At 61.9% G+C, this 12,652-nt stretch carries 7 protein-coding genes; all 7 read right to left on the reverse strand.

Going from position 1 to position 12,652, the window contains the following annotated elements; all coding sequences use genetic code 11:
* Positions 1-4: 4 nt before the first annotated feature.
* Positions 5-2,440, reverse strand: coding sequence for an MMPL family transporter (locus D8V06_RS19230; protein ID WP_130931562.1), 2,436 nt, complete (start codon positions 2,438-2,440; stop codon positions 5-7).
* A gap of 36 nt (positions 2,441-2,476) precedes the next feature.
* Positions 2,477-3,553, reverse strand: a complete 1,077-nt coding sequence (locus D8V06_RS19235) for a YCF48-related protein (protein WP_130931563.1) — start codon at positions 3,551-3,553, stop codon at positions 2,477-2,479.
* A 76-nt stretch (positions 3,554-3,629) separates the two neighbouring features.
* Positions 3,630-4,991, reverse strand: a complete 1,362-nt coding sequence (locus D8V06_RS19240) for a DUF1329 domain-containing protein (protein WP_130931564.1) — start codon at positions 4,989-4,991, stop codon at positions 3,630-3,632.
* Positions 4,992-5,021: 30 nt separating this feature from the next.
* The gene (locus D8V06_RS19245; protein ID WP_130931565.1) at positions 5,022-6,851 is read right to left on the reverse strand and encodes a DUF1302 domain-containing protein; all 1,830 of its coding nucleotides are present in this window, start codon (positions 6,849-6,851) and stop codon (positions 5,022-5,024) included.
* Positions 6,852-6,914: 63 nt separating this feature from the next.
* A complete protein-coding gene (locus tag D8V06_RS19250) occupies positions 6,915-8,078 on the reverse strand; it encodes an acetyl-CoA acetyltransferase (protein ID WP_130931566.1) in 1,164 nt (387 codons plus the stop codon).
* Between the two features lie 216 nt (positions 8,079-8,294).
* Positions 8,295-10,952, reverse strand: coding sequence for a LuxR C-terminal-related transcriptional regulator (locus tag D8V06_RS19255; protein ID WP_130931567.1), 2,658 nt, complete (start codon positions 10,950-10,952; stop codon positions 8,295-8,297).
* Between the two features lie 39 nt (positions 10,953-10,991).
* Positions 10,992-12,620 carry a 3-(methylthio)propionyl-CoA ligase gene (locus D8V06_RS19260; RefSeq protein WP_130931568.1) on the reverse strand — a complete coding sequence of 543 codons (1,629 nt, stop codon included), beginning with the start codon at positions 12,618-12,620 and terminating at the stop codon, positions 10,992-10,994.
* Between the last annotated feature and the right edge of the window lie 32 nt (positions 12,621-12,652).

The following is a 12,652-nucleotide window of genomic DNA, read 5'->3' on the forward strand; positions in this document are numbered from 1 at the left end:
CAGATTAGCGAGCCTTCCTGAGCAGGAAGTGCGACAGCGCCGGTATCAGCACGAGCGCGCCAATCATGTTCCAGATGAACATGAAGGTCAGCAAGATGCCCATATCCGCCTGGAACTTGATCGGCGACCAGGCCCAGGTGATGACGCCCGCCGCCAGGGTGATGCCCACCAACGCGACCACCTTGCCGGTGAACGCCACAGAGTTCCTGTAAGCCTCGGTCAACGACAGGCCAGCACGCTGCTGCGCCAGCTGCACACTGAGCAGGTAAAGCGCGTAATCCACGCCGATCCCCACACCTAGGGCGATCACCGGCAAGGTGGCAACTTTCACGCCCATGCCAAGACAGACCATCAACGCCTCGCAGAGCACTGACGTTAACATCAACGGCACCACCGCCACCACGACCGCGCGCCAGCTGCGAAAGGTGATGAAGCACAGCACGATCACCGCGCCATACACGTACAACAGCATGGTGCGGTTGGCCTCGCGGACCACGATGTTGGTCGCCGCTTCGATCCCCGCGCTGCCGGCCGCGAGCATGAACTGGCGCTCACCGTTGCTGTGTTCGCGAGCGAAAGTCTGCGCAACCCTGACCACATGATCGAGGGTTTGCGCCTTATGGTCGGCCAGGTAGGCCACCACCGGCATCATCGAGCAGTCACTGTTGAACAGTTCGGGGTTGTTCACCGAGGCCTGCTGCGCGCCATAGTTGAGCACGTCCTGATTGCGCGCGATGGTCAGCATCTTCGGGTTGCCTTCATAGGAACCCGCGGTGATCTGCCGTACCGCGTTGACCAGCGACACGGTGGTCTGAACGCCAGGCTGCTGTTGCAGCAGCCAGCCGAGACGGTCGGCCTCGACCAGGGTCTCGTACTTCAGGCAACCCTCGCTCGCGGTCTTGACCATCACGGCGAACTGGTCGCTGGACAGCGAGTAGTTATCGGTGATGTAGGCGTTGTCGCGATTGTAGCGGGAGTCTGCGCGCAACTCGGGTGCACCGGGATCGAGATCGCCGATCTGCAACTGAGTACTGACCATGAACCCGCCCGCAGCCAACAATCCGGCGACGATCACTGCGACGGTGGCCCAGCGGCGCTCGGTAAAGCGGTCGAGCAGGCTCCACAGATTGCCCAGACCCTTACCGCGCAGTTGCTTGACTTCCTGACGCAGGCTGCGCGCCGCCGCCTTGCGGCTGACACCGCAATACGACAACAGCACCGGCAACAGCACCAGGTTGGTGAAGATCAACACTGCCACACCGATGCTGGCGGTGACGGCCAGGTCCTGAATCACCGGGATGTCGATCAGCATCAGTACGGCAAAGCCCACCGCATCGGCGAGCAAGGCCGTCAGCCCTGCCAGGAACAGGCGGCGGAAGGTGTAGCGCGCGGCGATCAGTTGATGCGTGCCGCGCCCCACATCCTGCATGATCCCGTTCATTTTTTGTGCGCCGTGGGACACGCCGATGGCAAATACCAGGAACGGCACCAGGATCGAGAACGGGTCGAGTGCATAGCCCGACAGCGCGACCAATCCCAGCTGCCAGGCCACGGCGATCACCGAGCAGAGAATCACCAGCGCGGTGCTGCGTACACAGCGAGTGAAGAAATAAATGATGGCGGTAGCAATCAGCGCGGCGGCGCCGAAGTACATCATCACCAAAACCAGGCCATCGATCAGGTCGCCAACCAGCTTGGCAAAACCAATCACGCGGATCTTGATCGGGCCCTTGCCCTCCTCGCCTCGGGCATCGGCATCGCTGGTGCCAGCGAACTCGTACTGGTTGCGCAGCTGCTCTTCGAGCACGCGCGAGAACGCGTGGTAATCGATGGCCTGGCCGGTGACTGGATCCTTCTCCAGCAGGGGCACGAAGATCATGCTCGATTTGAAGTTGTTGCCCACCAGGCTGCCGACGATGCCGGATCGGGCGATGTTCAAGCGCAGCTGCTCGACGCCCTTGGCCGAGCCATCGTAGGCATCCGGCATCACCGGCCCACCCTGGAATCCTTGTTCGGTGACTTCGGTCCAGCGCACCGCCGGCGTCCACAGCGACTTGACCCAGGCGCGGTCCACGCCGGGAGTCACAAACAGGGTGTCGTTGATCTGCTTGAGCGCATCGAGGTATTGCGGGTCAAAGATATCACCTTGGGTGTTCTCCACCACCACCCGCACCGCATTGCCGAGCCCGCGCAAGGACTGGCGGTTCTCCAGGTAGTTCTGAATGAACGGTTGGCTTTGCGGCAGCATTTTTTCGAAGCTGGCAGTCAGGCTCAGTCGAGTGGCCGCGAAGTAACCGAGCAGCACGGTGATCACCAGACAGCTCAGCACCACCAGCAGACGGTTGTTGAAGATCAAGCGTTCGAGCAGGGTGCCGGAACGGGCGTCGAAGCCCTTGAGCTCCCGCACCACCGGCATCGTATCGAGTTCGTAGGTACCCATATCGTGTCTTGTCTCTTTTGTTGTACGCAGGTGGGCTTATTCGAGCGGTAACTGGCGAAGACCTCGGGCGCCGGCCAGTACCAGCGCACCTGCCGTTGATACTTGCGCCGCGGCCACCGGCGCCAGGCCGCTTTTCGCCTGCAGCTTGAAACTTGCGCCGTCGTCGTTGCTGACCAGTACATGGCCGGCCTGGCTCAACAGGATGATCCGTCCGTCTGGTGTGACCGTGCCGGCGGTGATACTCAGGGGCAGGCCGAGCTCGACCTTGTTCCAGTCGGCGCCGCCATCGACGCTGCGATAGGCATTGCCGCGCAGGCCGAACACCAAGACCGCGCCGGGCTTGCCGACAATGCCGAAAAAGCTGCCGTTGTAGGGCGTGGGGGTGGCCTTGAAACGCTCGCTGGCCGGGTCGAACTTGAGCACCAGGCCCTGCTCGCCGACAACGAACAGTTCATTACCGGCCGGGCGTAAGGCGTACAGGTTCAAGGCACTGGGGTTGTCGGTCCGATGCAGCCACGGGGTCCAGCTGCGACCACCATTGTCGGTACGGAAAATCAGGTTGAAAGCACCGACGATGTAACCGACCTGGTCATTCTCGAACCACACATCGAGGAACGGCTTGTCAGCGCCCTCTTCGAACATGCGCTGGGCATCGGCCAACAATAAGGCGACCGCCTCATCGTTCGGCCGTACTGCAGCCTGCTTCTGGTAATACGCCAGCAGGGTCGAGCCGACGTCGCGGCCGTCGAATTGACGACTCCAGCTTTCGCCCGCGTCGCTGCTGTGCAACACCACGCCGTCATGACCGACGGCCCAGCCCTGGGACGGACTTGGGAAATGCACGGCCACCAGGTCAGAGCTGACCGGTACCCTGGCTTGACGCCATTGCAGGCCTGCATCGTCCGAATAGAAAATGTGGCCACGCTGGCCGACCGCGACCAAACGCCCGCCGGCACTGGTCAGTCCCGTGAAAATGCCATGCAGCGCCTTGTCGGTCTGCAACGCCGGCCGGTCGAGAGTATCGGCAAAATCCGCCGCCACCACGGCACGGGTGAAAGGCAAGGCCAACGCGGCACCCAGTGCAATGAGCACTATCCATCTGAATTTATTCATCGCTGTTTCCCGGATAAAAAAAGCCACCGGAAGAGGTGTGGCCTCTCCCCGATGGCAAATACCACATGGAGTCCTGTCAGCGGATTCCGGCACCGGCCAGGGATTCCGGAGCCCACTGGGCCTTGGAGAGTGGCTCGATGTACTTCACACCACCGTACGGCCCGTACATCCCGGTAATGTTGTAGCTACCGGTGACGAAGTCGTAGAACATATGGTTGTCCGAGTTCGGCGCCTGCACGTCGTAGCTGTAGGCCATGTGGGCAAAGGCGCCGCGGTACAGCTTGCCGCTGGCGTCGTATTCGTCCGAAGCCAGGGCAATCCAGCTGTCCTCATCGAGGTAGAAGGTGCGCTTGCTGTAGATGTGGCGCTTGCCCGGCTTCAGGGTCGCTTCCACGACCCACACTCGGTGCAGTTCCCAGCGCATCAGGTCGGGATTGACGTGGTTCGCAGTGGTCACGTCCGCAGCCACCTTGTGGTAGTTCAACTTGTAGGTGTTGTAGGGGACGTACATTTCCTTCTTGCCTACGAGCTTGAAGTCATAACGGTCCAGGGCACCGTTGAACACCCAGGAATCGTCATAGGTCGAACTGCCGGCGGACCCCGGGTTCGGTGTGTCGTAGGCGATGTCCGGCGCCAGCTTCACCCGGCGTTGTCCCGGCAGGTACTGCCAGCCCCGGCGGCCTTGCTTGAGCGGGTTGACCGCATCGACTACCAGAATGGCCTCGCCGGCGCGGCGTGCCGGGCTCTGGTAATACAGCTTGGTCTTGAAGAACACGTCGCTCTCGTTGGCCGCGCTGGTACGGGCCGGGTCGTACAACGGGTACTCGATGTAGGCGTTGCCGGTAGTGGCCAGGGTCGCCTTGCCCGAGGAATCGACGTTCCATGAATCGTACTTGGAGTTCAGCGCAAAGCCCTGATAGCGCAGCAAGTGGTTCCACATGGCTTCATAGCCATCGGCGGGGATCGGGAACGGCACGCCGGGCAATGCATTGTCCAGGGCGACTCCGCCCTCGGTGGTTTTGGTCCCGACGGCGTTTTTCGCCGTGTTGTCCAGCAGTCGCTGAGGCATGGCCACGGTGCGATGGGTCGGGTAGACATCGACAAGAAACGACGGGAAGCGCTTGAGCAACTCCTGGGTCGAGACCGTCAGTTTTCCAGCGTACTGGGCGGCGTTGCCGGCATTGATCACCGTTACCGGCTTTTCATTTTCGAAAGGGTCGGGGCGGAACGAACTGCCCGCCTGGTAGCTGGCCGGTGCCTGGGTCAGGCCACCGGTATAGGCCGGGATGCTGCCGTCGGCATTGCCCGCTTTCTCGGCACCAACGCCGGTCAATGTGCTGCCAAGTCGGGCGGCCTGGTCGGACGATACGGCCGCGTGGGCGGCACCGGTCACCGCCAGCGCAAGGGCTGCGGCCAATACCGAATGTGCATATTTCATGGGACTCTCCTGTTGCCGGGCAACGTTCGATTAGATAGTCGTTTTGAAGGTGAAGGTGACCATGCCGCGATCCTTGAGCTGGGCCGATGTACCGCCAAAGGCGGTAGCCTGCCCTGGAGTGCAGTTGTACTGGCCGTTGGCGCCGGGTGCGGCACCGTCTCCCTGACTGCCGGCATTGCCGGCGCGGTCGCAGGTATCGAACGGACCGAAGTTGTCCACGTACTTCAAGTCGAAGCGATACTGATTGCGCACGTCCATGCCAACGCCGATCGAATAGCTTCCGGAATCTTCGTTGCCCCCCATCTGGACTGACGAGTTGCCATTGAGGCCGACGTTATAGGTGGCCGGCATGTAGAAATCGATGCCGGGGAAAACCTGATACCAGGTCGGGTTGAAGTTGACGCCGATGACATAGTTGTCCTTGCTGACCTTGTCCACGCCGCGGTACCAGTCCTCACCCTTGAACAATTGCTTGTTATCGGTGACGTCCAGCCAGCGGCTGTAGCCAAGCTCCACCAGCAGCGAGGCGCTGTCCCACACCGGCGTGTCGGCGAAGGTGGTCAGGCCGTTGAGCACTGCATGCACGGTGTTGCCTCGGGCCACGCCGTTATTGCCATCGAAACTGCCGATGAATCCGGGCAATCCAGCTGCGGCCGCGGCCGGGCTGACGGTGCCGGCGACACTGGCCAGCGGCATGTTTTCGCGGTAGTTGAGATCGAAGCCGACGCTGACCCCGGCGATGCTTTTGGACAGGCTGATGCCGTAGATATCGATGTCGTCGACGTAGAACTGGTTGTAGCTGCCGATATTTCCCGAAATCAGCTGCGCCGGACCCACCGCCGTCGGCTGCAGGACCAGGTTGGGCAGGATGTCGGAGGTGTTGCGGTAGTAAAAGCCCAGCGTCCCGTCCAGCCATTCCGGGCTCCACTTGGCCATCAGGCCGAAGTCGCCGCGCTTGTCCGGAGTGAAGGTGTGGCCGTTGCTCAGGCGCAGGAACTCATTGGCGCCAACGGGGCCTGGGGCGCCGAAGAAGGGATTGCGCCCACCGATCAGCGACAGGTTGTGCCCGCCACTCTGGATGCCGTCGTTGAACCCCAGGTAGGTGCCCGACTCCGGCAGGCGCGAAGCGTCCCAATCGAGAAAATACTGGGCGCCCAGGGTCAGTTCCGAGCCGAGCGTCAGGCTGGTGGACAACTGGTTCCGCGGGATGAACAGTTCCTTGGCCTCGGTGCCCGGAACCGTCAGGCCTTTAGTGATATCCAGGCCCGACTGGCCATAACTGTTGCCATGGGCAAAGGCCAGGATGCTTTCACCCCAATACTGGGTATGGCTGCCAAGCTTGGCGCTGAGCAGGGTTTCATCGCCGACCTCAGTGCTGCCAAACACGAAGGCATCGAGGATTTCCGAAGAAGGCCCGTTGTAATAACGGTCGGCATAACCACTGATGTGACGCGAGTCAGGAACACCATTGTTGAGCTGGTTGGTCGAGGCGTTGGCACTGCCGACATTGTCATAGGCATGGTCGTACCAGCTGTTGGCACTGACGCGAAAACCGGCCTTCTGCTTGAAGACCACGTCCAGTTCCGAGAGCACGTCCAGGCGCTGGGACACCGCACTGCCGGCCGAGAAGTTGCGGTTGCCATCATTGTTGTTCCAACTGTTGGCCAGCTTGCTGTTGGCGGTTTCCACACGCTGGCCGTAGTTGAGCTTGAAGGTGTTGTCGAAACGCACTGACAGGTCTTCATTGCCCGTATCGATTTCCAGGGCTTGTGCAGGCGTGATGCCCATCCCGGCCAGAATTGCTGTAGCCAAAAGCCCTCGACGCAGGTTTGCATGGCAGATCTTATTGTTGTTGTTCATCTAACGGGCTCACCTTCTCTGTGGTTCATCAAAACGCATTGAAACGACACTGCGACGCTGTCCTTAAGTGCGCTGCAGAATGGTTACCGATACCGAACGACCCAGCGCCGCGTTGTGCGCAAGTGCCGTCCGGGCTCCGTTGTGTTGCCTGAACGGCGCTGTGCCGCGCAGTTGCCAGACCAATTCAGTGATTTGCGCAAGCCCCGTTGCTCCCGGTGCATGGCCGCGACCGAGCAGCCCACCGGAGGCGCAGACATCGACCGGATTGCCACGCGTGTTGCGCCGTTCGCGCACGAAGTCGTTGATACACTCCTCCCGGCACAAACCCAGGGCGGCGCTGTACACCATGAAGTCGCCCACGCTCTGGTCATGTAGCTCCACAGTCTCGATCTCGTCGACACCAAGGCCTGCGTGCTCATACGCCAATTGGGCAACGCGCCGTGTCGTGGCGCGCCCCAGCACATCGAGCACGCAACTGGCCTCCTGCTCGGAGGCCATGTCGCTGCCGCGCACACACGCCAGTATTTCCACACCACCCCGGGCGCCGTAGCGGGCCAGAAAACCCGGTGTACACAACAGCACCGCCGAAGCCCCGCATGCTGGCGGGCAAAGGTAACGAGCCCGCCAGCCATCGAGCGCCGTGCAGCGGTTGAGCACCGCCATCGGGTTGAGCATGGCCTGGGCCCGGGCCCGGTCGAGAACGTGTTCGAAGCTCGTTTGCGCCACGCCCATGCGGGTCAGCAACCAACTGGTCTGGGCCGCAAACAGCGCCGCCGGATGCTCGCGCCGGGCAAAATGAGTCTGGCAGGCATCGGCCTGACCGAGGCCATCCCAGGCTTGCGGCGCGCTATCGTCCAGACCAAAGAAGGCGCGGTGGGTAACGTTCGCCGGCATGCACTCGAAGCCCAGCGCCAACGCGCACTCGGCCTGGCTGGACAACACGCTGTGCCGTGCCAGCTGCAAGGCACTGCTGGCTGCCGCGCAACCGTCCGCTAGCAAAAACACCGGAACTCCGGTAAGGCCGATCTGGGCCAGAACCTGTTCGCTACAACCCACTGCGCCACTCACGCAAGCGCTGAACACCTGGTCGACCAAGTCGTAGTCAATACGCGCATCGTCGAGCGCCTGGCGGATCGCCCTGCCCGCCAACGCGGCGACACTGTCGCCAGCGCCCAGCGGGACGAACGGGGACATGCCCACCCCCGCAATCAGCACGCTTTGACTCATACGCCTTACCTCGAAAGTCGGCCGTTGCCGATCCACTCATGTCATTGAGCAACGCTCGGCGGGCGGCAAATCCACCGGCCGGGTTGGCTCCATTGAGGTCCAGACTATCGATTGGGCGTGATCCAGCCCCCCCATCGTCAGGGGGGCTGAGTGAAATCAGGGGGGAAAAGGGGGCCTTTGCGGCTCAGAAACATACGCGTCCGCAAGCCACAGGTTTCAGCTGGCCGGATCGAGGATGCCCAGCATGTAGGCCCGATCCACCACATGCTTGCGGGTGCCAGCCTGGAACTTTCCGAAGAGGTTCTTCAAGTGCCATTTCACGGTTTCTTCGCCGACATTCAGCGCCAGCGCGATCTGTTTGTTCGACAGGTTTCGCGCAAGCAATTGCAACACTTCGCGTTCCTTGGGTGTCAGCAATCGACTGGGCGACACCGTGCTGGTCACCAGTGGTGCCGGCGCGGCAGAGGGTGCTGTGCCTTGATCTTCGGCCCGGGGCATTTCTTGCTGGACCTTGCGCATCCATTTGAGCAATTGCGGGTGGGTGTCTTCGACGATCCGCCGCAAGCCGTTTTCCTCCGCCAGACTGATCGCTTCAAGCAGGCAGGCCAGGCCATTTCCACCGGATTCCTGGAGCGCCAAAGCCTTGAGCAGTTTGATCTGCACGATTTCACGACCGCGACGAATGCGCTCGGCTGTTTCGTTGGCACGCTCCAACAGCTCCAGCATCCCTTGCCAGTCACGTTGCACGTGGGCGACATAGGCCTTGGCCAGCATGGCCATCAAGGCCAGCTCCGGCCCGAGCAAACCTGTTTGTTCACGCGCGACCTGCGGTACCTGAGCATCGAGCCGGCGTCCCAATGCAAGGCAGGTGTCGGCCCGACCTTGCAGCGCGTGCAGGCGTATCTGCTCGGCGAGTGCGGCAATGCAGAATCGCGCAATGCCGCGCTCCTCGCCGAGTACGAACAGCGCCTCGAGGAGGTCATAACCGCGGTGGCCCTGGCCCTGCAGTAGCGCCAGACGAGCAGCGGTGAGATAGCCCATCACGACGGCATCCGGAGAGGCCAGGCGCTCGACCACGTCAAGGCGGTTGGCCAGAACCGTGGCCGCTTCTTGCGGCTGATCACGCTCGAGCAACACCGTGGCCAGTCCGCTGGCCAGCATCACCGCCACCGGGCTGCGTCGGCCGATGTCCTGCTCGGCGCGTGTCAGGCTGTCGCGCAATGCCCTTTCGGCCGGCACCAGGCGGCCTTCGGTCACGTAGCTGAGGCCCACCACCCATTCGCCGAAACCCCGAATGGCGTCCAGACCGGAGCTCCAGGCATACAACGGCGCCCGCTGAAAGATGCGTCGGGCCTTTTCCGGCTGGCCCTGGAACAGGGTCAGGCGCGCGATCTGGTTGGCGAAGACCGCCTGTAACTTGATTTCGCCGGTCGGCAAGGCGTCTATCCAAGGGGTCACGAGCGCCAGCGATTCGTCCGGCCGGTCGGCAAAATAGGCGGCGGTAGCAACAATCATCGCGGCTTCGCAACGTGTGCTGTCATCGGTCGCCGGGTCCTGCCGGATACCGGAGACCAGCCGCACCGCTTCCTCATGCCGTTCACTCATGGCCAGGGACCAGGCGGCCGCCAGGCACATGCGCGACCGCGATTCGACCTCCTGCGCCGGCAGTTCCTCGACCCATTCCAGAACCCGGCTGAACTGCCCGCGCAACATGATTTCGTAGAGGCATTGTTCGATCATCTGGTACGCCTGGCCGGTACGCCCGGCCAAAAGATAATGACGAGCCGCCTGCTCGGAGAAGTCATGCGCCTCAAGCCAACTTGCCGCCCGCTCATGCAAATCCAGGCGTCTGGTTTCGGGTAGTCCGGCAAAGCGCCCCAGAAGAAACTCCCGGGCCAGCGGGTGAATTCGCACCCACTCACTGTCGACGTTCTCCACAAACATAGGCGTTGCCACGCACAGATCCCGCAAGCGCAAGCCGGCCTGCTCGTCGCCGGTCAAGGCGATGCACAGGGAAGGATGCAGCATCTCCAGCAGGGCAATGCTGGTGAGAAACTCAATCTGCTCGGCGGGCAGATGGGCGATCAGGGTGTCGACGAAATAGCGGCGTATGTCACCGGTCCCCGCCGACAATTCTTCGACCGCTGCGACCACACTCTGACTTTTCTCGATGGAAGCGATTGCCAGTTGCAAGCCCAGTGACCAGCCCTCGGTGGCCTCATGCAAGCGCACACACAGGTCCGGGTCGATACGATGGCCGAAACGAGCGCTGAGGATGGCCACGGTTTCCTCCACACGCAGACGCAAGGCGTCCGCGCCGATGGCTACATAAAAGCCGCGGGCTTGCAGGTCACCCACCTGCAGGTTCAAACGCCCGCGCGAGGCCATGATGATGCGCAGGTTGGCCGGGGCATTGTGCAGTAGGTAGGCCAGACAATGCCGCACTGTGGCTTCGGGCAATCTTTCGGTTTCGTCGAGCAGCAGCACGATTTCACCGCCCAGGTCGGCGACTTCGGCCAGCCAATCAGTCAGCCCCTCCAGTTCATCGCGCCCGGGCGTGCGCTCCAGAGAGCCAGCAAACGTCGCCCGGCCGCTGCCGACGGCCATGGCCGCAGCCAGCCCTTTGGCGAATCGAATGCCATCGTCATGCTCGTCGAGGGTCAACCAGGCCACTACCGCCCCACGGGAGAGAAACTCCCGGCGCCACTGCACCAGCAGAAACGTCTTGCCGAACCCCGCCGGGCCTTGCACGGCAATCGCTGTCTTGTCGCAAAGGGCTGCGCTGTCGATACTCAACCGCTCACGCATGTGAGCGGTTTTTTGACTTCGCGGTGGCGTGGTTTTCAGGACCAGTTCAGGTGCAATGCGATCCATGGGTGAGGCCCTTTGGGCTTGAATACAAGATCTCGCTGGTTATAAACGATAGTCCCGGAACTGTTCGCGCAATTTCATTTTTTGCACTTTGCCCGTTGCCGTGTAGGGCAGTGCTTCAACGAAAGCCACGGCGTCGGGCAGCCACCACTTGACCACGCGTCCCTGCAGAAAACCGAGCAACTCGTCCCGTGTCGCCAACATGCCCTGCTTGAGCACCACCACCAGCAGTGGCCGCTCCTGCCACTTGGGGTGAGGCACACCGATGACCGCTGCTTCTGCCACCGCCGGGTGACCGCAGGCAGCATTCTCCAGGTCAATGGAGGAAATCCATTCGCCGCCGGACTTGATCACATCCTTGGCGCGATCGGTAATCTGCATGTAGCCATCCGGGTCGATGGTTGCGATATCACCCGTTATTAGCCAGCCCTGTTCATCGAGCAAGGATTCACCCTCACCCTGGTAATATTGACTGGCGATCCACGGCCCCTTGACCCGCAAATGGCCGGACGCCTTACCGTCGCGGGGCAGTTCGGCACCGTCTGCGTCGACGATTTTGATCGTTACCCCGAACAACACCCGCCCCTGCTTCGCTTGCAGGTCAATGCGCTCGTCAAGCGAGACGTCGCGGTGCTTGGGCAAAGCATTGCAAACCGTGCCCAAAGGCGACATCTCAGTCATGCCCCAGGCTTGCAGCACCCGGGCGCCAAAGCGCGTCTCATAAGCTTCCACCAGGCTGCGTGGCGCCGCGGCCCCGCCCATCACGACCCGTTTCAGGCACAGGTCCGCGGTCGGCATCAGGCCGGCGTTCTGCACATGTTGTTGCAAGGTCATCCACACCGTTGGCACGCCCAGGGCCAAGGTCACTTTTTCGCGCTGCATCAAGTCATACAGGCTGGCCCCGTCGAGGTCCGCGCCGGGCAGGACCAGACGCGCGCCGCACATCGCCGCCGAATAAGGCATGCCCCAGGCGTTGACGTGGAACATGGGCACCACCAGCAACGCCGTATCGGCCGAGGACAGGTTGAACCCGTCCGGAGTGCAGGTGGCCATCGAATGCAGCAAGGTCGAGCGATGGGAGTACAGCACCCCTTTCGGATTTCCGGTGGTGCCCGAGGTGTAGCACAGGGAGGCCGCCACGCGTTCATCCAGACGAGGCCAAGCGAAGGTCTCGGACTCATCGCCGATCAGCTCTTCGTAACACAGCAGGTTCGGCACAACGATGGGCGGCATCTGGCTGCGCTCGGCCAGGACAACGAAAGCCTTGACCCTGGTGAGTCGTGGAGCAAGTTGCTCGATCAGCGCAGCGAATGACAGGTCGAAAAACAGGTACTGGTCTTCGGCATGGTTGGCGATGAACTCGATCTGTTCGGCAAACAGCCGTGGGTTGATGGTGTGAAGCACTGCGCCCATGCCCGAGACGCCATAGAACATTTCCATGTGCCGGTAGCCATTCCAGGCCAGGGTGCCGATCCGATCGCCGGGCTGCACGCCCAGGTTGGTAAGGGCATTGGCTAATTGCATGGCACGCCGACCGATGTCGGCATAGGTGCAGTGATGCACCGTGCCGTCCTGCAAGCGCGAGGCGATCTCGGCATTGGGGTGCGAGCGCAGCGCGTGTTCGAGCACCGAAGAAATGAGTAAGGGGTGATCCTGCATCAGACCCAGCATGACAATCGCTCCGTTGTGGTTTTTGTAAGGTT

Source organism: Pseudomonas sp. Sample_24, from assembly GCF_004307605.1.
Lineage (GTDB): Bacteria > Pseudomonadota > Gammaproteobacteria > Pseudomonadales > Pseudomonadaceae > Aquipseudomonas.

What these genes read in the sequence shown, in the direction of transcription:
- D8V06_RS19245 (WP_130931565.1), bottom strand. Translation starts at nt 6,851, where the DNA reads ATGAACAACAACAATAAGATCTGCCATGCAAACCTGCGTCGAGGGCTT.
- D8V06_RS19255 (WP_130931567.1), bottom strand. Translation starts at nt 10,952, where the DNA reads ATGGATCGCATTGCACCTGAACTGGTCCTGAAAACCACGCCACCGCGA.
- D8V06_RS19260 (WP_130931568.1), bottom strand. Translation starts at nt 12,620, where the DNA reads ATGCTGGGTCTGATGCAGGATCACCCCTTACTCATTTCTTCGGTGCTC.
- D8V06_RS19230 (WP_130931562.1), bottom strand. Translation starts at nt 2,440, where the DNA reads ATGGGTACCTACGAACTCGATACGATGCCGGTGGTGCGGGAGCTCAAG.
- D8V06_RS19250 (WP_130931566.1), bottom strand. Translation starts at nt 8,078, where the DNA reads ATGAGTCAAAGCGTGCTGATTGCGGGGGTGGGCATGTCCCCGTTCGTC.
- D8V06_RS19235 (WP_130931563.1), bottom strand. Translation starts at nt 3,553, where the DNA reads ATGAATAAATTCAGATGGATAGTGCTCATTGCACTGGGTGCCGCGTTG.
- D8V06_RS19240 (WP_130931564.1), bottom strand. Translation starts at nt 4,991, where the DNA reads ATGAAATATGCACATTCGGTATTGGCCGCAGCCCTTGCGCTGGCGGTG.